A 23,740-nucleotide genomic window follows, 5' to 3' on the forward strand; every position below is an offset into this window, starting at 1 on the left:
TTAATGAATATTTGCATCGTATATGATTCAGAAGGTGGACATACAGAAGCCTTGGCTAAGGCGATTGCCGAAGGGGCTGCAAAGGTGGAAGGGGCAACGATTCACCTTCATTCTGTTGCAGAAGCCGATGTGTATACTCTTCCTACAATGGATGCTATTATATGGGGATCTCCAGGACATTTTGGTACGATTAGTTCTGGACTCAAACAGTGGATTGATAAACTCGGTTATTTATGGGCTGCAGGCCAGTTAGTAAATAAAATTGGAGCCGTCTTTTGCACAACGGCAACAGAACATGGGGGTCTTGAAGCTACTCTCTTGAATCTGATTACCCCTATGCTCCATCAAGGGATGATTATTGCGGGTCTGCCCGGTAACATTCCTGAGAATGCCACCTATGGTTCTTATTACGGCGTAGGTATCTCATGTCCAATTGACAGTACAGAACTTCTAAGCGAAAAAGGTAGAGTTCTAGGTATGGCGCTGGGAGAACGGGTAGCCAACTTGACTGCAACTTTTGTTCAGCAGTCCTAAATCAAGGAGGAAGCCGTTATGATCTTCATTACCTTTGCAATCACTGCGATTATTGTCTTAGCGATTCTTATATCCTTAAATGTCCGTAACAAATCGGCAAACCTCGCCAAGGAGCGTGTAAGCTCGAACGAGGAGCAACAAGTAACGGAGCAACCAGAACAAGAAACGGATGCTCCAAAAGTATCTGATACTATGCATGATCATCTGGAGGAACCTGTCTCAGATCCTTACATTCTTTCAGAACAACTGGCTGCGCATCATCATTCAGAATCTACAGAACACACACAGACAGATATTGGCTTACAGAAAGCGTCTATTGTAGAGCCATCGCAGCGGATCACAATAGATCAAGAAAAGCTGGCAAAAACGCCTTCTGCTCAACCAGCAGCTTCCATTACGGATCAAGATTACCGAGCAGCTATTCAGCGGCTCTTGGAGCCTCCTCAAGAAAAACCTGTAGATGCTCCTAATTCGGCATCGAAAGATCAGGACTTTCGCAATGCTCTCAAGAAATTAAGTGAACAGAAGAAAGATCATTAACAAACAAAGGTGTTTCTACTGCCCGTCTACGGGCTTTAGGAACACCTTTTTTGTAACTTGCTAGAACAAAAAGCGCAAGGTTACAATGATGACAGCAAGATGGTAAAGAAGTTCCAGCCAATTTCGATCAAAGCTATTACTAAGCTGAGCTATGGAATAGATAGAACGAATAATAATGATAACCAGAGCGATCTGAAACAAGACGAGTGGAATCACAGGAAACCTCCTTTACTAGGACCTTTTCATAGATATGATGGGATGTCCTACTTCATTCATAAGCTTATGTTCCTAGTATATATTTTGAAAAGATAGGTATGTTTGCCGTTTCAAGAGCTACGGATTCCTCATACTATACATTAGTTGAGAGGAGTGATGAAGATGGAGGCTTATTATAATTGCATGCGATGTATGAATAAGAGAGTTCGAATTATGACCGTGGATGGGAATCATTATGAAGGTGTAATTACCAATGTGGACCGTGAAAATGTATATTTAGATACACGGGGAGAGGGTAGAACAGTTCAGACATCTGGATTTTATCCGGGATATGGATATGGGTATGGTTATGGTGCCGGTGCTGGAATTCTATCGCTTAGTTTGTTTTCCTTGTTAGCTTTAGCTTTGATTTAACTTTAATAGTAGCAGACAGAGCCCCTTTCTTTAAAAAGATGAGAGGGGCTCTTCATTCTATACTGTGAAGAAGTAAATTTACTTTTAGATGAAGAAGCTCACTAAGGTCTGAAATATTGCGTTACGGATGCTGTGCCGTCAGCTTCCACGTGTACCTCAGCCCATGCACCGTTAATGAGAGTGTTCTGTGGAGGGAGATGACCGCAGTCTATATCATAGATAATAGGAAGCTTTAATTCATTTGAAAGTTCAGTGTATACGTCCTCTACCGTGTAGCCGTCGAACGGCTGATTTGCTTCGCTTCTACCGAACATAATTCCTGAACAATGCTCAAACCAACCTGCTAATTTCATTTGAACTAACGTTCTTCGCAAATCTGTGGTGGATAATTCGCAATTCTCCAAATACCATAGAATGGGTTCATTATGGATATAAGTCTGCTGGAAATATTGGACATCTCCATATGGGGTACCGATTACATGTCTGATAACATCGATACACCCTCCAAGCAGACGACCTTGTATGTTCACAGAGGCCTGCGAAATGATCTTCCAAAAGGTCGGTTCTGTTAAATGGAATATAGATGGTGAAGGATCATTAAAATTCCACTCCTTTTGATAATTTAATGAGGAATGTTGCCTGATTGCTTCGCCAGTCCTTGTAGATAATGTAGGCAGCCACATTGCAGTTGTAGGATCTGAAAATTCTCCCCTAAGATCCATAACATTCGTGCCATGGGCAGTGGCAATGCCTGTCTTTAACGTGATGGCTAACAATAATAAGCTAATATCTGAATAACCTAAAATCCATTTCATAGGGATATGTTCAAAATCTACATATTCTAAGATTTCAATTAATAGTTCTCCGCCCCAAGGTGGGATAATGATATTAATATCATCATCGAGCATCATTTCATTAAATTCAGATGCACGCACAAGGGCTGGCGCTGATGTAGACTTGTGTTGATTCCAAACGGTGTCTCCGTAAATCACATTGAATCCTTGTGTCCTCAAACGATTAGAGGTTTGATGTAGCAAATCATGCAATTCCGGCTTTACGCCAGAGGAGGATGCAGTTATCCCTATGGTTGCTCCTGGTTCTAATAATGGATATTTCATTTTGTATACACTCCTTAATTCAGATTAGTTAGAGCAATACATGGTTCTAGATATAAAAAAATGACATCCAAATGATTGAATGTCATATAGAGCAATGGGCATGCCACAAAGTGTAAAGTAATCTTGTTAACTTGTTTAGAAGAGCAATAGCCTTCTTTACTCAATATCTTCGTCTTGCTCCAAGAACCACAGAATATCATCACAATCGACATCGCCATTATAGTTAATAAGAATCTCTTCACCAGCCTTAATATCAGTGTAAGCATAGAAATCAAAGGTGTGCTTCTCAAAACTAATATCATAAGTAGCATTAGGCGTATAGGAATGATTGAACAAGCTTCCGTACCCAAGCAGAATGGCTGTGTGATTCGCCCCATACTGGAACACATAATCCGCAAGAATAGTTTTCTCTATATGCTCGTGATCTTCATTCTCATAAGGAACTACGGGAGCTTCATGGATCAAGGTCCCTTTCGCAATATCCTGTGTGGCAAATACGCCTCGGTTGAATTCTCCATTGCTAAGATTAGAAATTTTCACTTCGATCATTTGTCTGTCACCTTTCACGAATAACGATTATTTTACATAGTGTGCGATGAAATTTGTAACTTCTGCATCATAAGCGGTGGGATCTACTTTACGTGCTAATCCATGTCCAGCTCCCTTAGCAATATAAAGCTTCTTGGGTTCGGGACCAATTTTATAGAGTTCATAGACCATTTCAGAGGGTACAAATAAGTCGGCATCCCCGTGAATGAATAGCATTGGTGTTTTTGATTTCTTCACTTGTTCTAAGGCTGAAGCCTCGGCAAAGGAATAGCCAGCCCTAATTTGGGTCATCAGACTTGTGGTTTGTACGAGTGGGAACGTAGGTAAATGATACATCCGTTTGAGTTGATACTTCAGTTCATCTTCTGCTGAGGTATAGCCACAATCCTCTACAATAGCTTTTACATTAGAAGGGAGGTCTTCGCCACTAGTCATCATGACAGTTGCACCACCCATAGAGACTCCATGTAGAACAATTTGTTGTTCGTTACCTAAGGTTGTAAGGACCTGATGGATCCATTGTACATAATCTTTACGCTCCGGCCACCCAAAACCTATATAGTTACCTTCGCTTTTTCCATGTCCTCTGGCGTCAGGGATGAGAACGTTATACCCAAGATCTTCACTGTACATTTGAGCAAGATCGCCCATTTGTTCGGGTTTACCAGCGTACCCATGAGCTAGAATGACCGTTTTGGCGGAAGAAGATTTGGATTTCAAAAAATAAGCATGCAGCTTCAAACCATCCCCCGAAGTCAGTATCCAGTCTTCAAAAGGTTGGGTGTTCCACCATGCCATACGTTCCTGTTCTGAGGTCTGCAAGGCGGGGTCCACTTTAAGATCTGGATTGTCGTCCAAAAAGCCTTTATCTGCCCTTGCAATGGCTACCCCATAGAAATAAAACGTAGCTCCTACGATTATAACAATAAATAATAATGCAATACTGGATAAGATAATCATCCATTTTTTGTTCAAACGTATGCCTCCCGATTCTGTCTTATGTATTCATACTCATTCCCTGTAGTGTATCGTACCTATGTGAAATGCTCAAGACAGAGTACTATTTGGTATAATCATGTAAAGAAATTGCATCTATTTAGATGAAAAAATTGGAATGAATACCGATATGGTCTATCTGGCTTGGGGTGATTATGATCAACATTATAAAGATTACTACAGTTGGGGATCGGCAGACATGTGGGTATATGAGCATTCAAGTTATGCAAATGATTATTTGTATTTCACCAATGATATTTTAGTGTCTTTCTCTAATTAGAATCTATTTCTAGAACCTACAAGGTAAAAGGAAAAAAAAGGAGAATGGATGTGAATTCTCCTTTTTTTTGTTGCTAAATATGTTTCACGATGGTAGAATGAAATTCGTTGCAGGACGGTAGCTCAGCGGGAGAGCACTACCTTGACAGGGTAGGGGTCATGGGTTCGATCCCCATCCGTCCTATACTGAAAACCCCTTGATTATCAAGGGGTTTTTGCTTTTTTTAAGTCAATAATCACAAAAAGTGGTAATTATTTTTATACTTTGTTCATGCAATCCTCTAATTATAAAGATTGGTCTACGTGGAAAAATACATCTGGAACAGCAAAAAAGATAACTACACATATAGTAACTGGAGCTGATGGTCAAAATTCCTATAGACTGAGTTTGCAGATAAATTATAATGACGGAACACCTTTAACAAGTATTTTTTATTCGGATTTTTGACAACCTGGGGTTCAATCATTATTTAATTTTTGTTTACCGCCTGGAGTTACAGTGTATACCGTTGTAGATACAGTAGGATTTGTATCATCTAAATCATATGAATTAGATTTTTATCAATATTAAAAGAAATTAAGCACTCATTACATGGGGTGCTTTTTATTTTGCTCTATTTTGCTCTCTGATAGATAAATGCCTATAGAGCGGATTGAAGATATCCGCAAGAATTGCAACAGAAAATAGAGCTACTTCTACTAAAATCAAGCTTCTGGAAAAAAACGACCTACGACATGAAGAGACATCAAACAAATTAAAGAGTCCACAATAAAAATGGAGATCGATAATAAAATATTTTCATTGTTTCAACAAGTAGGCAAGATAGCGGTGCTGAACGGAAGATAGGACTTGAACTACTTAAATATGTACTTGGAATTACAATCGGTTTAATGGTAGCCAATATGTCTTTAGGAAAGTAGGGGTTGAGATGAGATATGACAAAAGAAATCGGGAAGCTAGTGTAAGCCAAATTTAGAATTTAAGTAAAAAGGCTATTATACGGATAAAGTGCTTGATGTTCCAAAAGTTGAAAAAGATGATGAAAACATGGACAAGGTGAGCGTAAAGGTAGACGGTAAAATCATTGCAGATGGTCTACTAGGAAAAAAGGCAGGAGTAACCTATGTACCTCTACAGGCTGTTGCCGATACGCTGGGAGCAAGTGTTGAATGGGATAGCAAAACAAAAACCGCTTAATCACAAAGAAGGTAAATAAGTAAAAAACACCAATTTAATAGATAAATTGTCCTTCGTTTCCGAGTTGGCTGAGGTCCAAATTATTAAAGCAGACTGTCAATGTTCCTAAAAATGCATTACCTGTAATTGACTTATTTATTGGATTAGGGGTTGGTGCTGCGGCAGACCTTTTACTATCTAGATTTGATCCACAGACTTTGGTCAGGAGGATTGACGGAGTTGTTCGTGCTAGCGTTTAGCAAGAGGTATGGGATAACAAGAATAATTAATTGTAACAAGCCCCACCTGTGTTAAGATGGGGCTTGTTATAATTTTAAAATTTAGTGAATTGCAATGTGTAAGGTCTGTTAGGATCATAATCATCTCTACCAGTAGAAATCACTCGGATATACACTTTTTTACCAGCTTGAACATCTGTGCCAACAGCTTCAACTTCTCCCTTACCATTATAATTAATATAACTGGTGCCTGTTATATTATTATTCGAATCAGTTCTTACTAATTGTAAAGTAAGATCGATGCCAGATGGAGGAGTTACAGCAACAGAAAAATTAATGTATTTAGAACCACTTGCATTATTAACAACATACCAATCATTATCATTTGGACTGTCAATGGGAAGGATTACGGTATTCGTACTAGATGTGTATGGATTCCAAATCTCCATTGGACTTTCAAAGGTATCACCATATCCATATTGAGCAGAAGCAGATCCAGCAGCTAAAGATAACAGTATTGCAGTAAGTAGAGTCACAATAGAAATTTTTTTCTTCATCTCTCGTTACCTCCAATAGATTAATTAGCTGGCCAGCTTATATAAAGCTATCACAGCGTATGATGTAAGTAAACTACTAAAATGTAAATAATTATTAAAATATTAATTAAATTCCCAAAAATATTTCGCTTATAAAACGTTGTCAGGAATAGAGGGTTTAGCTACAGGGTTGGTTAAGCTGTCTTTGATCAAGAGAAGCGTAATAGAAGGGATAATAATAAGCCCTACTGATTTCAGTTGGTAGGAATGATTTGTTGGATTATTCAGGATATATTTATAGTAATATGCACTAATATAATTCCAATATTTAGTTTATTATAGTATTAAGGCTTAAACTTTTGAATGAATGAATGAATGAATGAATGGATGGTTTTTCATGGTTATATTAAATTTATACAAAGGTTAAATTGAAAGATTAATTGTATTTCTTGAAGATAAACGTAACTACATACCGTTTTCAAAGTTATTAATATTTTATTTAAAGGTACCTTTCTACATTAGATTAGGCTTCAATTTGTCAATAGGCCTACTTACAGCAAAATTAATGTATATGGTTGGTTTTATAGTTCTGCAAAGTAAAGCTAAAAATGAGATTCTATCTTTAATAACTGTATATAATAATCCCATAAATTTCTGGTGCTCTTGTTTATAGCTATTCTTTAATTTATTTTTTTCTATTATTTATATGTTTAGTTCCTTTCATTATTCTCGCGCTACTTACTTGGGTGATGATACATTTAAAAAATAAACAAAAAAGGATATCAAACTTGATAATTTTATTTTTTATGTTTTTAGTAATAATTATTTGCTCTTCCTTATTCTTAATAAAGTATGGACCTTATGTTCCTTATCTAATGCTTTATCAATCCAAATTTCAAAGTTTAATTGAATTAAGCATAAGATATTTAAGTGGAGAAGAAATTCCAAACAATATTCAGTATATAAGTTACGATTATTTTTTTAATAGAGTAAAGTATTCAGTTATTTTTGAAAATCTTTTACTTAATCTATTTATATAATTAAAAAGAAAATTAATGCGGTGATATATAGCACATTTTTAATTGCTTTATTCTCTCTAGTTTTCTGCATAATAATTTTACATACCATTTTTGAGCCGGGTAACCTTGGGAAAAGTTTAGCAAATTATGATATTGACTATGTTCAAGTTAATTATGAGGTAAACGGTAATCAAACTATAGAAGGTATTAGAGTTTACGAAAACGATAAGCAAGTCATTATAAGAGATAATTGTAATATTTTACATAGTATTCATTCTGATAAAATTTCTATTAAATCTATAGAAGATATTACCGCATGTAAAAAACAAATTAAAAGATATGAAACACAAAGGCCGAATAGCCAAAGTGGTCTTTTTCATTTAAAGGATATAATATTGTTTCATGTTGGATATCCGATATAGGTATCCAGTATTAAAATGAATAAGAGGAGAAGACTTCTATAAGCCTCCTCCTACCTCTCTACCGCTGTAACAACAAATATCCACTAATCGCAGAAGTTCTTTTTCTATACACAATCCGAAAGCCAACGTCGTTGTCTTGTAGACAGGCTAACGCTGTGCTAAGCAAGGCCTTCGGTTTGAGATCAAATTGACAAGGTGAGGAATTGCCAATTAATCGTGCAGCAGTAATTCTACGTGAAGAGCCAGCAATCAAAGGATTGCGTGTCCATTGAATCAATACCAGGTCCGGTTGACGAGTAGCCTTAATGCGAGCCATGGAAATCACCTCTTTTCTAGGATTCCTATAGTAGATGCCAATTGATCGAAAAACGTACGGGACAGTATCGAAAATACAACCCTAGTCTATCATCGTGGTGATGCCAACCTACTATTTGAACAACAAGACTATGAAGGCGATATTACTTTAACAAGTAATTGAAAGTAACAATAGGAATGAGACCTTATTTTTCGCTTAGCAGAGTAAGGTCTTTTGTATAATTAATATTTCTTTGGACAAAATTAGAAAACGGTTCATTGATGATCTTAACCGGAGGTGAATGACTTTGAGAAAGTTGAATCCACGATATATCGCTCAGATTTCAATAGGAGTAAGTTGTATTTTGTTGATATCCGGATGTGGGCTTACACAATCCCCAGAGACGTTGCAAAAACAAGAGGTCATGTTGTCCCCCGCACCAATGACTTCATTTGACCTACCTGTTAATGAAGACGTTTATGACACACCGTCCGTTCAGGAAGATGTGTACGGGACAGATCAATAAAACATTGTGAATCTCTATGCAGATAAGGTATACGAACCCCTCATTTTTTTGTATACTATTGCAGCCGAGGATGTAACATGAATAGAGGGGGAACTACAGTGGCAGCAACAATTATACTAGTGCAGACGGCAGAGCAATTGGAGCAATGTCTGGAGATTCGCAAAGAAGTTTTTGTAGGAGAACAGAATGTTCCATTAGAAGAAGAAGTAGATCAATTTGATGTCATTAGTCCGGATGTCAATCACATCTTGCTCGAAGTAGAAGGTTTGCCAGCGGCAACTGGCCGAATTACATATTACAAGGATAATGCGGCAAAAGTTCAACGAGTAGCCGTACGTAGTGCTTATCGCTCCAAGGGAACAGGGCGTGTGCTTATGCTAGCTTTAGAGCAGACGGCAAGAGAATTGGGGTTTGAAAAAGCGGTACTGGATGGTCAGTGTCAAGCTGAGGAATTTTACCGTAAGCTTGGATACGAAGTGATCTCCAAAGAGCCATTCTACGACGCAGGGATTCTCCATGTACGAATGGAGAAAAAATTGTAATTGTAAGACGGCCTCATGACATTGCAGCTTAATGGGCATGCTATAGTTGAGCTCATATCCTTACAGAGGATGAGCATCAGGCAAACTCAAAAGGAGCTGTGAGACCATGGCGAATTCAGCAAGAGAAACGTTTGTTGCCGTACAGAAAGATGGAGACGGGGACCTGCACGCGTTCAAAACATCTGCTGGACGAACGTTATCTTATCAAGAGGCCCTTCAGGAAGTTCAGGCTGGATCAATTGCAGGCGTAAATGCCTTTAAAGGCAAAGATGGAGAGACTTACTTGCGGGGCGATGCAGATGGCGATCCAAGCAACAATTTGGATGCATTACCTTCTTTTGAATAGGTTGAATTCGATATAATTAATATAGAAAAAGAGGGGCCATTTGGAGATGGCCTCTCTTTACTGTAGGCTTTATAGCTCATACAGTTGATGCTGCTGCAAGAACTGCATAGGGCCTGTTTTACCGACAAAGTCTTCTTTCTCATCCCCATAATGCATAAGAGAAATCTGTTGCTGCAAGGCAACAGGCAGAGTAAGTAATTCATTCAGCGTAGTGTGTACAAATCCTTCTCCTGTAAGCTGAACTTCATGCAGTATTGTGTGGCAAGAGCGTTCATTCACAAGCTTATGAAGAAGATCAGGTTGAAATCTAAGATCTGCACTATAGAAAATGCCACCATTTATATATAGTGAATAGCTGAGCTTGCCTTCAATGTGTGGAGTCTGAATCAACTCGACATCCAAATTTTCCGTAAGAGTAACGATTGTTCCCTCTGTAATCTTCCTTACCTCAAAAGCATCATCTAACACACGGATCTCATCTTGGGATAGACCGCCGCTAAGCGTATGCTCCCAGAGGGGGGTAGCAAGAGGTTCGGCAATATACAGCACAGGTTTACGATGATATCGATACTTCATCTGGAAAGCAAATTCTTCAAGCCCACCCACATGATCGGCATGAAGATGGGTAATGAGGACTGCATCGATATCCTCCCATGCATAGCCTAGCTGATGTAAAGCAAGAGGTGCGGTAATTCCACAGTCAATCATTAGAGTAAAGTCGCCTTGATGGAGAAGGGCATTGTTGTTAAAATACGTTTTTGCAAAAGCACTGCCTGTGCCCAGCATTTGTAGAGTCAGTGTCACTATGAACCTCCTGTTATGAAAGCGAATTTTTCTTTTAATGTACCATGTCCAAGATGCAAATCCAAAACTTACATTTTAATAATTTTCATGGAAATCTACCGCAACTTGCTCGAAAAATAGAAGTATACATATATAACAACATGATGAAGTGGGAGGGAATTTACGAAAATGAAATGGAAAAAAGTTGCTGTGTTGGTTCTTACATTTTCCCTCTTAGGCGGGACGATGATGTTTGCGGATGGAGCCATGCAAAAGGTTAGGCTAATTTTGAACGGAAAAGAAGTTGAGGATGGCGGCGTAATGATTGACGGTAAGACCTATGTTCCAGTCCGAGAGCTGAATGGATTAATCAATTATGATGATTCTAGCAAAAAAGTGACCTATAATCTGCCTAATGTTAGTATGTTTTTGTTCAAAGGTGACACGCCATTTGGCATTGTAAATACAGGTAAGTTGAAATTCAAAGTCTTCTGTCAAATCGATAGTCTCAAAGCCGACATCTCATCGGTTAAAGTGGCTATCAAAGCACCAGATGGATCAATCAAATCGATACAATCCCAGGATATTACGAATCAGAAGGATAATTTCTGGTTCATTACGAATGATTACACGTATGAATTCAAGACCTCAGGTAAATACTCGATTGGTTTCTATATGAAGCAAGGGAAAAACGCAGATTACGTTCTCGTATCCGAAAAGGTCGTTTCCACTCAAGATTAGGGTTTGTTAAGGTAGTCTCCAAATTGACCTATATGAGCTAAAATGATACGATACGAGGGTATATGACAGTTTTTCTATAAATCAATCCGAAGTGAGGTATCTTACATGAGCGATCACAAACATGAACATGACGACACATGCGGCCATGACCATGATCACGAACACGAAGAGTTTGTGCTAACTTTGACCGATGAGAATGGTAAAGACGTAGAAATGGTTCTTGTTGAAACTTTTGACGTCAATGAGAAAGTCTATGCTCTTTTACTTGAGCGTAACAATCCTGAAGCTGATGGTATCATTCTTCGTCTGGAAGAAGAAGACGAGCAAATGGTGCTCTACAATATCGAAGACGAAGAAGAATGGGCACAAGTGGAAGAAGCTTACAATGAACTTGTGGCACAACACGAAGAATCTTAAGATAGATCAAAACAAAAAAGGCTCCCCTAGGGGAGCCTTTTTGTTTTCTAGAATATGGCATCTGCTTCTACGATAACTTTAACCTGATTAATATAGCGATCCTCAGGCCCTTTTACAGGAAGTCCAACTTCCACGTGATCTACAATATAGTTAATATTCTCTTGGGAGATAACTTCACCGGGCAGAAGGATAGGGATACCTGGTGGATATACATAAATGAACTCTGCAATGATCCGTCCAGCCGATTCTTTGAATGGAATAACTTCGGTATCTGCATAGAATGCATCGCGTGGAATAAGCGAAAGCTGAGGCAGTTCCGGTGTTTTGACTACAAGTTCATTAGCATTGTTCTCAATATAATACTTAGCTGCAAGTTCACGAAGTGCGGTAAGAAGGATATCTACGGTTTCCCGGCTATCCCCTGGGGTAATAAAGCAGAGAATGTTGTACATATCACTTAGTTCAACTTCAATATTGTAATGTTCGCGTAACCAATTTTCCGTTTCGTAACCTGTAATGCCTAAATGGCGCACATGAATGGTAAGTTTCGTAGGATCATGAGCATAGGTAGCCTCTGTTCCAAGAATTTCTTTGCCGAAGCAATAAAGTCCGTCTATGGTGTTAATGACTTCTCTTGCATAATGAGCAAGCTCCAGAGTCTCTTTGATCATCTGCTTACCATTTAAGGCTAGATTACGACGTGCTGTATCTAGAGATGCCAGTAAAATGTATGATGTTGACGTGGTTGTCAGCATACTAATAATAGTCTGTACACGTTGAGGATTGACGTAACCATTTTTTACATTTAAGTTCAGCACAGAACTTTGGGTCATCGATCCACCAAGCTTATGCACGCTGGTTGCAGCCATATCCGCACCGGCTTCCATCGCAGAGATGGGGAGTTCATCATGGAAATGAATGTGCACGCCATGTGCTTCATCTACAAGGACAGGAACATGGAAGCTATGGGCAAGTTCTACGATCTCTTCAAGATGAGCACTAACTCCGAAATAAGTAGGATTAATAACAAGAACGGCTTTGGCATCAGGATGCCGCTTCAAGGCCCGATGCACTGACGATGTTGTAATCCCGTGATCTATCCCAAGATTCTCGTCCTGAGCTGGGGATACAAATACAGGTTTGGCCCCGGCAAAAATGATAGCGGACATAACAGATTTGTGAATGTTGCGGGGAACGATAATTTTGTCACCGGGCGAACAAATAGACATAATCATAGTCATAATGGCACCGCTTGTCCCTTGAACAGAGAAATAGGTGTAATCTGCGCCAAACGCATCCGCAGCAAGTTTTTGTGCTTCTTCAATAACTCCGGTAGGTTGATGTAAATCATCGAGGGGTGCGATATTAATGAGATCTATGGATAATGCGTTATCGCCTATAAATTCTCGAAATTCTTGGTCGGATCCTACTCCCTTTTTATGCCCAGGAATATGGAACTGAACCGGATTGTTTGCCGCATGTTGCTTAAGAGCCGTAAAAAGCGGCGTACGGTTATGATCCATGTTGTGCCGTCACAGCCTTTCTTGTGTAATATATAAACAAGGTTGAGTATAGCAAATCGAGAGGGGAATGCAAGCATACAATCGACAAAGTCTGCGACGATGAACATACTTTAGAGTGTTTTTAGATTGCTTTTATAGAAGAATCTCTGGATATATACGAATGAGGAGGCTGAATATGGAACTTACACATTCAAAGGATGGATCCAAAAAACTTATTACCCCGATATTTATTTACCTATGGATCATCATGTTCTTGGTTGAATTTGTAAAAGGAGCTATGTTAGTAACTATCCTTCCTGTATATATGGGGGATGTACTACATCTGACTACCTTTGCTATAGGTCTGTCCATTTCCATGCAGTACATAGGAGACAATTTATTTAGAAGCCCTTCGGGTTGGTTAATAGAGCGAGCTGGTTTTAGGCTCACGATGGCAATTGGTTTAGTAATTATGTTCGCAGGTGTGGCACTTATTGCCTTTACAAGTCAGACGCTGTGGATTGTGCTCGGTTGTGCTCTGTTAGGTATGGGCACGGCACCATTGTGGCCATGCATTATGATGGGTTTGTCTGCAAATAGCGGGGAAAATAAAAACTTTGCTACTAGTATGGGTATTATTCAGATGTCAAGTCTCGGTGGAGCTGGAGGCGGCCCCATTGTCATCAATTTCTTTGTAGGGGGATCGTATCGCCCAGTATTTTTGACACTGCTAGGATGTATGGCTCTAGTTATCATCGTATCTCTCTTCCTACCCGGACGGAATAAGACAGGAAAATTAGATGCGAAAGTGCTTCATCCTGAAGGCGAATCTGCCCTGATGAAAGGCGGAATTACCCATATTTTGACCAACCTCAAGCATACGATTGGGGAAATTCGTAAAAATCTCAATGTAAGTTGGCTCCTATATCCAGCTTTATTCCTTCAATCCTTTGCTATAGGTCTGTTAACACCAGTCATTACTTTGTTTATTCGGACCGTACTTCATCTCTCACCGGCTAGTTACAGTATTTTGCTAATTGTAGGAGGAGGTATCACTGTGCTCGGCTTAATTCCGATTGGGAAGCTAGCGGATCGGCACGGGACAAAATGGTTCCTTCATATCGGCTTTATTATGGCCGCCATTTCTATTGGGTGTTTCGCTGTTAATCGCTCAGTGCCAATTTTGTGGGTTCTTGTCATTATGATTGGGATCAGTTATTCTTTCATCTTGCCTACATGGGATACCATGATTTCTCATATGCTGCCTAAGGGGGAAAAAGGAGCGGTGTGGGGCCTTTTCCTAACTGTTCAAGGTACAGGTATGGTATTTGGACCGATGGTATCTGGAGGTCTATGGGATCTGTTCGGCCCTACGGCTCCTTTTATGACTAGTGCCATCGTTATGGTGATCTTGTTCGTAATTCATTTGCAGTTGACCCGGCAAGAAGCGGCTAAGCTCCATATTCAAGCTTAATATAATATTTGTTTTGCAAGAAAGGCACGTTATACATCTGCTTATAGCAGCTGTACAACGTGCCTTTCTTAATTGACAATCACATAGGTTAGAAAGAAGCTTTGTATAAAGGAAGCAAGGTTTCGAATGTTTGTTCGATTCGCTCTAAAAGTTGTGTACCATCTTTTAAAATGGGGTCCTCTCGTTCAATGCGTAGACCGCACAATAGTTCTGACTTCTTCACAGATTGCAGCTTCTCTGCGTATTCCTTGAAATTTGTAGACGATAGATCCTTATGCAATGTGCCCCCGGCGTCCATGTGATCCATGGACCAATAAAAGTAATCAGGTATATTTTTTTTCAGTTCATCTGCGTGTTTTTTCAAATATTTGGCGAGAATAAGCTTATTGGAACTCTCATAGATCACGGCCATGATGATGAACACATGAGAGGAGAAGAGTCCTACTTGAAAATGAGGTAGTGCTTTATATCCACGCTTGCTGTTGCCCCAAGCTACCCAGCTGTCATGGGGAGGATTCACCGTTCTTCTCGCATGTTTGGCTACATGGGGATACATCTCTTCGCCACAGATGGCAGAAAGATATGGGGTAAGTGTTGTCCCGAGTTCAGTAAGCTTGGGCCGAAGTTCTGAGATCAGGACCTCCATTCTGGCTTCAAGACCTGGAACGGTAAACACATCAAAATCTTGTGAAGTAAATCCTTGAAACGTCATGATTAAGCCTCCTGGTCAGCATCATTATTCATTCTGTGAGATGCATTAGATTTAATTATATCAAAATCTGATCAGCACTGTCTAAGAGCTGTCCACTTTCAAGTAAAAATAATCCATAATCCAAGTTACCGTTACATAGGATGAAGTATAAGATATTGTAAACAGTAGCCAGGACGATGAGGACAATCAGCGTTCCACAGCTTGTAAAGCCAAACTTTCAAGCAGTTTTACCAAGCAACACTTGAAGGAGGGAGTGCCATGAACAAAAGCTACGAAGTGGAGTACTGTAATCTGGAACTTCGTTTTGAACGCAAGCATATTCAGCAATTGATCCGTGACTTAATCCAAGACGGGTATTCTCTATATTGGAGTGAGAGTGAATCCATCTTTATTGTATCTGTTCGTACGGGCCGCAAACTAACCAAACTGCGATTTCAACAATCCGGACAGAGCTATAAATTAGTGGGAGATTATATTATTAAAGATGCAAAGTTAGCAGAATGGTTGGAGAAATTAATCGGAGATTTAAGAGGTCATGCCGTAGTTAAGCGTTTCAAAGACCGCCAGATTTTAATTGAGAATATATTATTTGGTGAAGTGATTCGAATGGTTGAAATTTCAGGCTTGGAGCACCGGGTATTATATCAAAAAGGGGCGGAGCCTAGTTCGGAGCGGATGTCACATATGTATAATTCTAGATCAGCGGAGCATCAAATGGAAGCCATACAAGCAGAACTCGATGAGGAATTATTAAGACTCCATGCGGCGATACAGGCAGGAGATGCAGAACAAGTAGATGTAATCAAAGAGAAGCTGAGAAAGCTCCACCGTCAACTATTTGAGCTAGAGTGGTAAGCTCCCCCATCTCTTTTATAACCACCTCTATTTCATAGAAATGAGGTGGTTTCTTAGTGAAGATTGGGTGAAGGTTCCGTGAGAGCTACCCGGTGCTATTCACTTTCTTCCTCAAAAGCGTTAAAATGATATTATTGTCAAAAATATAGTCTGCAAAGGATGAAGAACCGATGTCAAAACAACAAATTGGTGTCGTTGGATTAGCCGTTATGGGCAAAAATCTGGCACTGAATATTGAAAGCAAAGGTTTTGCGGTATCTGTATTTAATCGTTCCCCGCAAAAGACACATGATTTACTGGAGAATGAAGCAAAAGGCAAAAACATGCACGGCACATTCTCAATTGAGGAATTTGTTGAATCTTTAGAGAAGCCGCGTAAAATTCTTATTATGGTTCAAGCGGGTGCCGCTACGGATGCAACGATTGATCAACTGGTACCTCATTTGGATGAAGGCGACATCATTATTGATGGCGGTAATGCCTTTTTCCCGGATACACAGCGTCGCAGCAAGGATTTGGAAGCCAAAGGCTTGCGATTCATTGGGACAGGCGTATCCGGTGGGGAAGAAGGCGCTTTACTTGGACCTGCCATTATGCCAGGGGGGCAAGAAAGTGCATATGAAATTGTAAAACCTATTTTTACAGCAATTTCAGCTAAAGTTAACGGTGACCCATGTTGCACATATATTGGGCCAGATGGTGCCGGTCATTATGTGAAAATGGTGCACAATGGAATTGAATATGGAGACATGCAGCTTATTGGTGAAGCTTATCATTTGCTAAAAGATGTTCTTCATCTAGATGCCAAAGAACTGCACAGCATTTTTACAGAGTGGAATAAAGGGGAACTTGATAGCTATTTGATCGAGATTACCGCAGACATCTTCTCGCAATATGATGAAGAGACAGGCAAACCAATGGTCGATGTGATTCTTGACGCGGCTGGACAAAAAGGTACTGGAAAATGGACAAGCCAAAGCGCATTAGATTTAGGTGTGCCGCTATCTATGATTACGGAATCCGTATTCTCTCGTTTCCTATCCGCTATGAAAGAAGAGCGTGTAGCGGCTAGCAAGATCCTTACAGGTCCTACGCCTTCATTTGATGGCAACAAAGAGGAATTCATTGAAAATGTACGTAAAGCGCTATTTGCAAGTAAAATTGTATCTTACGCACAAGGTTTTGCTCAAATGCGTGCTGCTTCTGACGAATATGGTTGGGATTTGAAATACGGCAATATTGCCATGATCTTCCGTGGTGGATGCATTATTCGCTCCCAATTCTTGCAAAATATTAAGGATGCTTATGATCGCGATGCGGCGCTGAAGAATTTGCTATTAGATGAATACTTCAAAGACGTTGTAGAGAATTATCAAGATGCATGGCGTAAAGTTATCGCGTCAGCAGTGACAAATGGCATTCCTGTTCCAGGTTTCTCTAGCGCTTTGTCCTATTACGACAGCTACCGTACAGAGAGGTTGCCTGCGAACTTGTTGCAAGCTCAGCGGGATTACTTCGGTGCTCATACCTTCAAGCGTGTGGACAAAGAAGGCGTGTTCCATCATCACTGGTTCTAACGAATAGCTTTTCCATATGGATTGAACGATTTAACCAAGGCAGCCCTAAAAGAGCTGCCTTTTTTTGTTGACACAACCTGTCTTTTGGCCGCCAAAAGAATATGATATGATAATGCAAAAGTTAATAAAGTAGGTGATGAACATGAACCAACCCAAAGGCAATATCATATTAATTGGGATGATGGGAACGGGAAAATCAACCGTAGGTGAGTTGCTTGCAAGGCAGACAGGGCACCACATGGTAGACTTAGATCATCTTATTCAAGTCAAGGCTGGGAAATCCATTCCTGAGATATTTGAAGACGAAGGCGAGTTATATTTCCGAGATTTAGAAAGTGAAGTGCTTGCCGAACTGATGGAACAGGATGGTCTAGTTGTAGCCACAGGAGGTGGCGCAGTGCTGAGACATGAGAACTGTACAGTTATGTTGAATCGGGGCTGGGTCGTCGCTTTACAGGCGGATGCTGAAAGTATAATGAGACGTGTAGGAGAGGACCCCAATCGGCCGCTTTTAGCTGGGGGAGCTAGAGAACGCATTATTGAGCTGCTGGAGGAACGAAAGTCTTCCTATAATTTTGCTCATCAGTCCATAGATACTGCAGGGTTATGTGCTGAAGAAGTCACAATGAATATTTTAATGCATTACCGCGTCTAAGCTTTGTGCCAAAACATTATAAAAGTGTTATACTTAAAATATTAAACGTTCATTAAATAATCGAGCGCATTGAGGGAGTGTACATATGGATATTCTAGTTAGGCCTACACCTGAACTTAAGGGTGAAATTCAGGCTCTTTCTTCTAAGAATTATACGACACGTTATTTGCTTGCAGCGGCTTTAGCCGAGGGCACAAGTACTATTTTTTATCCCGCACATAGTGAAGATAGCGATGCCATGCGTCGGTGTATTTCGGACCTAGGTGCAACCCTAGATGAAGATGAAGAGAAAATTGTGATTACTGGTTTTGGTGCTCATCCTCGTGATGTGAAAGAACTCAATGTGGGAAATGCGGGGGCGGTTCTAAGATTTTTAATGGCCGTAACAGCATTAAGCCCAGATGTTACCTTTGTAAATACTTATCCTGACTCTTTAGGAAAACGTCCCCATGATGATCTTATTGATGCACTTCAGCAGCTTGGGGTGCACGTAGAGCATGAGCAAGGACGTCTGCCAATTCGGATTCAAGGTGGATCACCTAAAGGTGGACATATTCAGGTCTCGGGAGAAGTCAGTTCTCAATATCTTAGTGCACTCCTCTTTCTCACCCCTTTGCTGCAAGAAGACAGTCATATTGAAGTACTTGGTGACTTGAAGTCTAAAGTAGTTGTAGGACAGACATTAGAAGTTCTGAAGCAAGCGGGTATTCATATTGAGTTCCAAGATGATTATGTTCACTTCCATGTTCAAGGGCGGCAGGCCTATCAGCCAACGACTTACACCGTTCAAGGAGACTATCCGGGGTCAGCAGCGATTCTAGCGGCCGCTGCAGTGACTAGATCTGATGTAACCGTACACCGTCTGGAAGAGCAGAGCAAGCAAGGGGAGCGGGCTATAGTAGATGTCTTGCGCATGATGGAGGTTCCGCTTACGCATGACAAGGGAATTGTACGTATTCAAAGCCAAGGGAAACTTAAAGCTATAGAGTTTGATGGTGATGCTGCTACAGATGCAGTACTTGCTATGGTAGCGGCTGCTGTATTTGCTGAAGGCACTTCTAGATTCTATAATGTAGAGAATTTAAGATACAAAGAATGTGATCGAATCACAGATTACTTAAATGAACTCAAGAAGGCAGGAGCTCATGTCGAGGAGCGCCAAGCTGAGATTATTGTACATGGTCGTCCGGAAGGGGTCGAAGGTGGCGTAGAGATCAATGCTCACTATGACCACCGCGTAATTATGGCCTTAACAATTGTGGGTCTGGGTGCTAAGCAACCTCTTCGTATTCGAGATGCTCATCATGTGGCTAAATCATATCCGCAGTTCTTTGAACATATGACTGCGCTTGGAGCTTTGGTAGAATGGGTACAAGAATAAAGAAAGGTATGGTTGAGAACCATGTTATTTATCTAAGTATTGAAAGGGGTTGTATCCATGTCATCTTTTGAGAATCCAAGTCGCGAGGAAATTAAGGCCATTCTAGAAGCAGCAGGTAACATTGCTGTGGTCGGGTTATCTGATAAAAGTGATCGTACTTCATATATGGTGTCTGAAGCACTGCAACTTAGAGGATATCGTATCATTCCGGTGAATCCTACCGTAAAGGCCGATATTTTAGGCGAGAAGACGTATGCCTCCCTTAAAGATATTCCCGAGCCAGTAGATATCGTCAACGTGTTTCGTAGAAGTGAATTCACACCTGAAGTAGCACAAGAAGCTACAGAGATTGGAGCTAAGGTGCTTTGGCTGCAGTTAGGTGTCTTCAGTGATGAGGCAAATCGAATTGCTGCAGATCAAGGGCTAACCGTCATTATGGATCGCTGTATCAAAGTGGAGGATGCAGTAACTGCTCCCAATCGAAGTAATAAATAAGCATGAGTCCATCATATTTTGGAAAGGGTACTCCTAGGAGTACCCTTTCTTCCATATGGAGCTAAAATGATGGATAGATCTTCCTTAGAGAGATAGAAAAGTTTTTTTTCCTTTGACAAGACTAAGGGTGACGATTACCATGTTTAACAGGATAGAGAGGATTATTGCTAGGGATTTGGAGGATGCTATATGATTCAAGGGATCGGCGCTTCAAGCGGGGTTGCCATCGGTAAAGCTTTTGTACTGCCTTCGTGGGAGTGGGATGTTCCAGATCGCCGAATGGAGAGTATGGACCTCACCAAAGAATTCGAACGGTTAAATGAAGGCATACGCACCTCGAAGAGTGAAATTGAGATGATTAAGAACGAGATTAGAGAGATGGTAGGTACGGAAGAATCTAATATTTTTGATGCCCATCTAGCCATTCTTGAAGATCCTGTATTTATGAGCGAAATTCAGGGTATTATTGAACGTCAATACAAAGCGGCCGAAGTTGCAGTAAAAGAAGCCATTGATCATTTTGTTACGATGTTTGATTTACTCGATGATGAATATATGAAAGAACGTGCTTTAGATATTAAAGATGTAGGGAACAGGTTACTAAAACATTTATTGGGGACACCCGATATTACACTTCCTGCGGATACGCAGCCCTATATTCTAGTTGCCAAAGAGTTATCTCCTTCGCAACTAGTGCATTTGAATCCAAGCAACGTACTTGGCATGGTCACGATGACGGGGGGGAAGACTTCTCATTCAGCCATTATGGCTAGAGCTTTAGGAATCCCCCTTATTTCTGGTTTGGATAACAAGCTAGAAATTCCGGTTCAGACGGGGGATATGCTAATTATCGATGGGGATAGTGGAGAACTATCTCAGAATCCAGATGTAGAAATGATTGAACGATACGGAATAATCTTAAAACAACAAACTAAGCGCAAAGAGCAACTTCAGCTTCTAGCTTCTGAGGAAGGTCGCACGTTGGATGGGGTCAAGATTCGATTAGCTGGCAATATTAGCTCGCTCAAAGATTTTGATGCTGCACTTAAGCATGGGGCAGAGGGTGCGGGGTTATTTCGCACGGAGTTCCTTTATATGCACCGTTCATCACTACCAGATGAAGAAGAACAGTATGAGGCCTATCGTCAAGTAGCTGAAAAAGCTTCGGGACACCCTGTAGTCATTCGTACGCTGGATATCGGAGGAGACAAAGAATTAGAATATCTTCCTCTTTCAGAAGAAGACAATCCATTTCTCGGTTATCGCGCAATAAGGATTAGTCTGGATCGTACAGATTTGTTTCGTACGCAGTTGTCGGCTATTCTAAGAGCGAGCGCAGTTGGGAATGTAAAACTGATGTATCCCATGATCTCTTCTGTCGAAGAGCTTCAAACCGCGAATGGAATACTTCGAGAAGTAATGAGAGATTTAGACTACAGAGGTCTACCTTATGATCCAGATATTCAAGTAGGAATTATGATTGAAGTTCCTGCTGCTGCGGCCATCGCTGACTTATTAGCAGAGGAAGCAGATTTCTTTAGTATTGGAACAAATGATCTGGTGCAATATGTTTTGGCTGTCGATCGCATGAACGAACAAATTGCTCATCTCTATACTCCTTATCATCCTGCTGTGTTACGAATGATTCGCTCTACAGTAGAAGCCGCTAATGCGGCGCACATTCCTGTGAGCGTATGCGGGGAGATGGCCGGTGACGAACGAGCGGTACCCCTGTGGTTACATTTAGGCATTAGGGACCTGAGCATGTCGCCTCAGTCGTTACTCCGTGTGAAGCATCGTATTTTGAACACCGAGTCGACAGGAGCCGCAATCATTGGAGAACAGTGTTATCGGTTACGTACAAGTCAAGAAGTCGAGGCCTATCTAGAGCAAGCTTCCGTTCAAGTGACTTCTAATACACCCACTATTCAGAAATGTATTTAGCCATAATAAAAACCGCTGAAGAGCATAAAGCTTTCAGCGGTTTTATTTATTTTAATGTTTTTATGCTTCTAATGCTTGGCCAATGCATCACAGAATGCTTTACCATAAGGGGGAAGATCCGGTGGACGACGAGCGGAGATGATGTGCCCATCAATAACGACATCTTTGTCTTCCCAAATTGCACCTGCATTCTCCATGTCATCCTTAATACCTGGGGTTGAGGTTACTGTAATTCCCTCTAGAATGCCAGCGGAGATTAACACCCATCCTGCGTGGCAGATTTGACCGATTGGCTTTTTGGAAGCATGATGTTCTCTAACGAGTTCAAGAACCTTGGGATATCTACGCAGCTTGTCTGGTGCCCATCCACCTGGAACTAGAATTCCATCATAATCTTGAGCATTCAGTTCATCAAAAGCATAATCTGCGATGGCGGGAACGCCATATTTTCCGATGTATTTTTTGCCTTTCTCCGCACCTGCTAGATGAACTTCTGCTCCTTCTTCTCGGACGCGATAGATCGGATACCATAGCTCAAGATCCTCAAATTCTTCATCTACTAAAGCAATGATCTTTTTACCAGTTAGTCTCAAATGAAGTTCCTCCTCTGCATGACAAGTCTTGACGAAAAGTCATTTCAATTATTTAATTGTATCAAAAACCAAAACTTTTTTCACATTCTGCATGTTGTTGTTATACGGTTTCATGCAGTGTACATAATATGAATGAGGTGATTGGTGTGCGCAAAGTCTGTGATTGCGGACTAGATATGAACCTTGGATTTCGTCATGTCATCTTCGAAGGACGAATTCAAATTGAGAATGTGCCAATATTGGAGTGTGAATATTGCTCTAATTACGAAGTGATTTCTGAAGTGAAGCCTCATTTGCTTACTCTTTTGAAAGATTGGAGAACTGCAGAAGGTTCACAACTGATTTACTTCAATGAATACAATGAAATTGCCGATTTGCTCTATGGAATTTTCAGACAAGTTCCTGACTTGGACATGGATAATCTGGAAGGTATGTTGAATGAGCGTAGACAAGAACGAATTAATCTTCTCTTAGATTTATATGGCTATGCTAAAGATAACAAGGACGATTTTTGGATGGAAGATGTAAAAGGAAGGCTTTGTCAGTTAACACAATTTGCAAAAAATCGACAAAAGATTCAGGCTCCTTGAGCCTCTGTTATGAAAAAAAAGCTGGAATTTTCACGAATCGTGGATTTTTTCCTTACTTTTTGTTACGATATGACAATCGGTAATTAAATTTTAAATTAGCATATAGCGATTTGAAATTAGGAGTTAGGGAATATAGAGATCGCAAGATTAGTATTACCTGCCTTTATAATAAGGTTAGGTTCTTATAGATGATGGCGTTATCATTGCACAATGTATAGAATTGTCGTATCATAAATCTAACTAATCTAAAGAGTATACTAAAGTCAACAGCCC

Annotated in this window: 28 protein-coding genes and 1 tRNA gene; 19 read left to right on the forward strand and 10 right to left on the reverse strand. The window is 40.4% G+C overall.

Annotation, left to right across the window (positions count from 1 at the left end; all coding sequences use genetic code 11):
* The first annotated feature begins 3 nt into the window (after positions 1 to 3).
* Together J2Z69_RS01510 and J2Z69_RS01515 are read left to right on the forward strand one after the other, a co-directional pair.
* Complete coding sequence (locus tag J2Z69_RS01510; protein ID WP_209858531.1) at positions 4 to 534, forward strand: NAD(P)H-dependent oxidoreductase; 531 nt, start codon at positions 4 to 6, stop codon at positions 532 to 534.
* Positions 535 to 552: 18 nt separating this feature from the next.
* A complete protein-coding gene (locus J2Z69_RS01515; RefSeq protein WP_209858533.1) occupies positions 553 to 1,074 on the forward strand; it encodes a hypothetical protein in 522 nt (173 codons plus the stop codon).
* 60 nt (positions 1,075 to 1,134) lie between these two features.
* Here J2Z69_RS01515 and J2Z69_RS01520 read toward each other — a convergent pair whose 3' ends face one another.
* A complete protein-coding gene (locus J2Z69_RS01520) occupies positions 1,135 to 1,290 on the reverse strand; it encodes a hypothetical protein (RefSeq protein ID WP_209860578.1) in 156 nt (51 codons plus the stop codon).
* A gap of 162 nt (positions 1,291 to 1,452) precedes the next feature.
* Between J2Z69_RS01520 and J2Z69_RS01525 the strand changes: the two genes are divergently transcribed.
* Complete coding sequence (locus J2Z69_RS01525) at positions 1,453 to 1,704, forward strand: hypothetical protein (protein ID WP_209858535.1); 252 nt, start codon at positions 1,453 to 1,455, stop codon at positions 1,702 to 1,704.
* Positions 1,705 to 1,805: 101 nt separating this feature from the next.
* Here J2Z69_RS01525 and J2Z69_RS01530 read toward each other — a convergent pair whose 3' ends face one another.
* The 3 genes from J2Z69_RS01530 to J2Z69_RS01540 form a co-directional block, all read right to left on the reverse strand.
* A complete protein-coding gene (locus J2Z69_RS01530) occupies positions 1,806 to 2,822 on the reverse strand; it encodes a S66 family peptidase (RefSeq protein WP_209858536.1) in 1,017 nt (338 codons plus the stop codon).
* Positions 2,823 to 2,978: 156 nt separating this feature from the next.
* Positions 2,979 to 3,371 (reverse strand): SET domain-containing protein, encoded by a 393-nt coding sequence (locus tag J2Z69_RS01535; protein ID WP_209858537.1) that lies wholly within the window; start codon positions 3,369 to 3,371, stop codon positions 2,979 to 2,981.
* Positions 3,372 to 3,398: 27 nt separating this feature from the next.
* Positions 3,399 to 4,346, reverse strand: a complete 948-nt coding sequence (locus J2Z69_RS01540) for an alpha/beta hydrolase (RefSeq protein ID WP_245338912.1) — start codon at positions 4,344 to 4,346, stop codon at positions 3,399 to 3,401.
* Positions 4,347 to 4,485: 139 nt separating this feature from the next.
* On the opposite strand from J2Z69_RS01540, the gene J2Z69_RS01545 reads away from it, so the two are divergent.
* The 3 genes from J2Z69_RS01545 (at position 4,486) to J2Z69_RS01555 (ending at position 5,844) form a co-directional block, all read left to right on the forward strand.
* Positions 4,486 to 4,647 carry a hypothetical protein gene (locus J2Z69_RS01545; RefSeq protein ID WP_209858538.1) on the forward strand — a complete coding sequence of 54 codons (162 nt, stop codon included), beginning with the start codon at positions 4,486 to 4,488 and terminating at the stop codon, positions 4,645 to 4,647.
* Positions 4,648 to 4,758: 111 nt separating this feature from the next.
* Positions 4,759 to 4,830, forward strand: a tRNA-Val gene (locus J2Z69_RS01550).
* Between the two features lie 864 nt (positions 4,831 to 5,694).
* On the forward strand, positions 5,695 to 5,844 hold the full coding sequence (locus J2Z69_RS01555; protein ID WP_209858539.1) for a stalk domain-containing protein: 150 nt from the start codon (positions 5,695 to 5,697) through the stop codon (positions 5,842 to 5,844).
* 313 nt (positions 5,845 to 6,157) lie between these two features.
* Here the strand turns inward: J2Z69_RS01555 and J2Z69_RS01560 are convergent, their stop codons facing one another.
* Positions 6,158 to 6,619 (reverse strand): hypothetical protein, encoded by a 462-nt coding sequence (locus J2Z69_RS01560; RefSeq protein ID WP_209858540.1) that lies wholly within the window; start codon positions 6,617 to 6,619, stop codon positions 6,158 to 6,160.
* Between the two features lie 1,478 nt (positions 6,620 to 8,097).
* The gene (locus J2Z69_RS01565; RefSeq protein WP_209858542.1) at positions 8,098 to 8,355 is read right to left on the reverse strand and encodes a hypothetical protein; all 258 of its coding nucleotides are present in this window, start codon (positions 8,353 to 8,355) and stop codon (positions 8,098 to 8,100) included.
* 286 nt (positions 8,356 to 8,641) lie between these two features.
* Between J2Z69_RS01565 and J2Z69_RS01570 the strand changes: the two genes are divergently transcribed.
* The 3 genes from J2Z69_RS01570 to J2Z69_RS01580 all read left to right on the forward strand — a co-directional run bounded on the left by J2Z69_RS01570 (position 8,642) and on the right by J2Z69_RS01580 (position 9,748).
* The gene (locus J2Z69_RS01570; RefSeq protein ID WP_209858544.1) at positions 8,642 to 8,860 is read left to right on the forward strand and encodes a hypothetical protein; all 219 of its coding nucleotides are present in this window, start codon (positions 8,642 to 8,644) and stop codon (positions 8,858 to 8,860) included.
* 98 nt (positions 8,861 to 8,958) lie between these two features.
* The gene (locus J2Z69_RS01575; RefSeq protein WP_209858546.1) at positions 8,959 to 9,402 is read left to right on the forward strand and encodes a GNAT family N-acetyltransferase; all 444 of its coding nucleotides are present in this window, start codon (positions 8,959 to 8,961) and stop codon (positions 9,400 to 9,402) included.
* Positions 9,403 to 9,508: 106 nt separating this feature from the next.
* Complete coding sequence (locus tag J2Z69_RS01580; RefSeq protein ID WP_209858548.1) at positions 9,509 to 9,748, forward strand: DUF3892 domain-containing protein; 240 nt, start codon at positions 9,509 to 9,511, stop codon at positions 9,746 to 9,748.
* Between the two features lie 69 nt (positions 9,749 to 9,817).
* Here the strand turns inward: J2Z69_RS01580 and J2Z69_RS01585 are convergent, their stop codons facing one another.
* Positions 9,818 to 10,552 carry an MBL fold metallo-hydrolase gene (locus J2Z69_RS01585; protein WP_209858550.1) on the reverse strand — a complete coding sequence of 245 codons (735 nt, stop codon included), beginning with the start codon at positions 10,550 to 10,552 and terminating at the stop codon, positions 9,818 to 9,820.
* Positions 10,553 to 10,720: 168 nt separating this feature from the next.
* Between J2Z69_RS01585 and J2Z69_RS01590 the strand changes: the two genes are divergently transcribed.
* Entirely contained in the window at positions 10,721 to 11,272 is a 552-nt protein-coding gene (locus J2Z69_RS01590) for a copper amine oxidase (RefSeq protein ID WP_209858552.1), read from the forward strand.
* A gap of 105 nt (positions 11,273 to 11,377) precedes the next feature.
* Positions 11,378 to 11,689, forward strand: a complete 312-nt coding sequence (locus tag J2Z69_RS01595) for a DUF1292 domain-containing protein (protein WP_209858554.1) — start codon at positions 11,378 to 11,380, stop codon at positions 11,687 to 11,689.
* Between the two features lie 47 nt (positions 11,690 to 11,736).
* On the opposite strand, the gene J2Z69_RS01600 is transcribed toward J2Z69_RS01595, so the two are convergent.
* Positions 11,737 to 13,212, reverse strand: coding sequence for an aminotransferase class I/II-fold pyridoxal phosphate-dependent enzyme (locus tag J2Z69_RS01600; RefSeq protein WP_209858556.1), 1,476 nt, complete (start codon positions 13,210 to 13,212; stop codon positions 11,737 to 11,739).
* A 175-nt stretch (positions 13,213 to 13,387) separates the two neighbouring features.
* Between J2Z69_RS01600 and J2Z69_RS01605 the strand changes: the two genes are divergently transcribed.
* Positions 13,388 to 14,665 (forward strand): MFS transporter, encoded by a 1,278-nt coding sequence (locus J2Z69_RS01605; RefSeq protein ID WP_209858558.1) that lies wholly within the window; start codon positions 13,388 to 13,390, stop codon positions 14,663 to 14,665.
* Between the two features lie 88 nt (positions 14,666 to 14,753).
* Here J2Z69_RS01605 and J2Z69_RS01610 read toward each other — a convergent pair whose 3' ends face one another.
* Positions 14,754 to 15,377 carry a YktB family protein gene (locus J2Z69_RS01610; RefSeq protein WP_209858560.1) on the reverse strand — a complete coding sequence of 208 codons (624 nt, stop codon included), beginning with the start codon at positions 15,375 to 15,377 and terminating at the stop codon, positions 14,754 to 14,756.
* 258 nt (positions 15,378 to 15,635) lie between these two features.
* On the opposite strand from J2Z69_RS01610, the gene J2Z69_RS01615 reads away from it, so the two are divergent.
* From J2Z69_RS01615 to ptsP, 6 genes are all read left to right on the forward strand, one after another.
* Complete coding sequence (locus J2Z69_RS01615) at positions 15,636 to 16,232, forward strand: hypothetical protein (RefSeq protein WP_209858561.1); 597 nt, start codon at positions 15,636 to 15,638, stop codon at positions 16,230 to 16,232.
* A gap of 170 nt (positions 16,233 to 16,402) precedes the next feature.
* The gene (gene gndA, locus J2Z69_RS01620; protein ID WP_209858562.1) at positions 16,403 to 17,809 is read left to right on the forward strand and encodes an NADP-dependent phosphogluconate dehydrogenase; all 1,407 of its coding nucleotides are present in this window, start codon (positions 16,403 to 16,405) and stop codon (positions 17,807 to 17,809) included.
* Positions 17,810 to 17,951: 142 nt separating this feature from the next.
* On the forward strand, positions 17,952 to 18,464 hold the full coding sequence (locus J2Z69_RS01625) for a shikimate kinase (RefSeq protein ID WP_209858563.1): 513 nt from the start codon (positions 17,952 to 17,954) through the stop codon (positions 18,462 to 18,464).
* Between the two features lie 85 nt (positions 18,465 to 18,549).
* Entirely contained in the window at positions 18,550 to 19,845 is a 1,296-nt protein-coding gene (gene aroA, locus J2Z69_RS01630; protein WP_209858564.1) for a 3-phosphoshikimate 1-carboxyvinyltransferase, read from the forward strand.
* A gap of 57 nt (positions 19,846 to 19,902) precedes the next feature.
* On the forward strand, positions 19,903 to 20,340 hold the full coding sequence (locus J2Z69_RS01635; protein WP_209858565.1) for a CoA-binding protein: 438 nt from the start codon (positions 19,903 to 19,905) through the stop codon (positions 20,338 to 20,340).
* 189 nt (positions 20,341 to 20,529) lie between these two features.
* On the forward strand, positions 20,530 to 22,284 hold the full coding sequence (gene ptsP / locus J2Z69_RS01640) for a phosphoenolpyruvate--protein phosphotransferase (protein ID WP_209858566.1): 1,755 nt from the start codon (positions 20,530 to 20,532) through the stop codon (positions 22,282 to 22,284).
* A gap of 68 nt (positions 22,285 to 22,352) precedes the next feature.
* Here the strand turns inward: ptsP and J2Z69_RS01645 are convergent, their stop codons facing one another.
* The gene (locus J2Z69_RS01645; protein WP_209858567.1) at positions 22,353 to 22,877 is read right to left on the reverse strand and encodes a type 1 glutamine amidotransferase domain-containing protein; all 525 of its coding nucleotides are present in this window, start codon (positions 22,875 to 22,877) and stop codon (positions 22,353 to 22,355) included.
* Positions 22,878 to 23,023: 146 nt separating this feature from the next.
* On the opposite strand from J2Z69_RS01645, the gene J2Z69_RS01650 reads away from it, so the two are divergent.
* The gene (locus tag J2Z69_RS01650; RefSeq protein WP_209858568.1) at positions 23,024 to 23,467 is read left to right on the forward strand and encodes a hypothetical protein; all 444 of its coding nucleotides are present in this window, start codon (positions 23,024 to 23,026) and stop codon (positions 23,465 to 23,467) included.
* Positions 23,468 to 23,740 lie beyond the last annotated feature (273 nt).

It is taken from the genome of Paenibacillus shirakamiensis (assembly GCF_017874255.1).
GTDB lineage: Bacteria > Bacillota > Bacilli > Paenibacillales > Paenibacillaceae > Fontibacillus > Fontibacillus shirakamiensis.

Bases quoted from the DNA above. Each gene is read 5' to 3' on its own strand.
- J2Z69_RS01510 (WP_209858531.1), top strand. From the start codon at position 4: ATGAATATTTGCATCGTATATGATTCAGAAGGTGGACATACAGAAGCC.
- J2Z69_RS01515 (WP_209858533.1), top strand. From the start codon at position 553: ATGATCTTCATTACCTTTGCAATCACTGCGATTATTGTCTTAGCGATT.
- J2Z69_RS01525 (WP_209858535.1), top strand. From the start codon at position 1,453: ATGGAGGCTTATTATAATTGCATGCGATGTATGAATAAGAGAGTTCGA.
- J2Z69_RS01530 (WP_209858536.1), bottom strand. From the start codon at position 2,822: ATGAAATATCCATTATTAGAACCAGGAGCAACCATAGGGATAACTGCA.
- J2Z69_RS01535 (WP_209858537.1), bottom strand. From the start codon at position 3,371: ATGATCGAAGTGAAAATTTCTAATCTTAGCAATGGAGAATTCAACCGA.
- J2Z69_RS01545 (WP_209858538.1), top strand. From the start codon at position 4,486: ATGAATACCGATATGGTCTATCTGGCTTGGGGTGATTATGATCAACAT.
- J2Z69_RS01555 (WP_209858539.1), top strand. From the start codon at position 5,695: ATGGACAAGGTGAGCGTAAAGGTAGACGGTAAAATCATTGCAGATGGT.
- J2Z69_RS01560 (WP_209858540.1), bottom strand. From the start codon at position 6,619: ATGAAGAAAAAAATTTCTATTGTGACTCTACTTACTGCAATACTGTTA.
- J2Z69_RS01565 (WP_209858542.1), bottom strand. From the start codon at position 8,355: ATGGCTCGCATTAAGGCTACTCGTCAACCGGACCTGGTATTGATTCAA.
- J2Z69_RS01580 (WP_209858548.1), top strand. From the start codon at position 9,509: ATGGCGAATTCAGCAAGAGAAACGTTTGTTGCCGTACAGAAAGATGGA.
- J2Z69_RS01590 (WP_209858552.1), top strand. From the start codon at position 10,721: ATGAAATGGAAAAAAGTTGCTGTGTTGGTTCTTACATTTTCCCTCTTA.
- J2Z69_RS01595 (WP_209858554.1), top strand. From the start codon at position 11,378: ATGAGCGATCACAAACATGAACATGACGACACATGCGGCCATGACCAT.
- J2Z69_RS01600 (WP_209858556.1), bottom strand. From the start codon at position 13,212: ATGGATCATAACCGTACGCCGCTTTTTACGGCTCTTAAGCAACATGCG.
- J2Z69_RS01605 (WP_209858558.1), top strand. From the start codon at position 13,388: ATGGAACTTACACATTCAAAGGATGGATCCAAAAAACTTATTACCCCG.
- J2Z69_RS01610 (WP_209858560.1), bottom strand. From the start codon at position 15,377: ATGACGTTTCAAGGATTTACTTCACAAGATTTTGATGTGTTTACCGTT.
- J2Z69_RS01615 (WP_209858561.1), top strand. From the start codon at position 15,636: ATGAACAAAAGCTACGAAGTGGAGTACTGTAATCTGGAACTTCGTTTT.
- gndA (WP_209858562.1), top strand. From the start codon at position 16,403: ATGTCAAAACAACAAATTGGTGTCGTTGGATTAGCCGTTATGGGCAAA.
- J2Z69_RS01625 (WP_209858563.1), top strand. From the start codon at position 17,952: ATGAACCAACCCAAAGGCAATATCATATTAATTGGGATGATGGGAACG.
- aroA (WP_209858564.1), top strand. From the start codon at position 18,550: ATGGATATTCTAGTTAGGCCTACACCTGAACTTAAGGGTGAAATTCAG.
- J2Z69_RS01635 (WP_209858565.1), top strand. From the start codon at position 19,903: ATGTCATCTTTTGAGAATCCAAGTCGCGAGGAAATTAAGGCCATTCTA.
- ptsP (WP_209858566.1), top strand. From the start codon at position 20,530: ATGATTCAAGGGATCGGCGCTTCAAGCGGGGTTGCCATCGGTAAAGCT.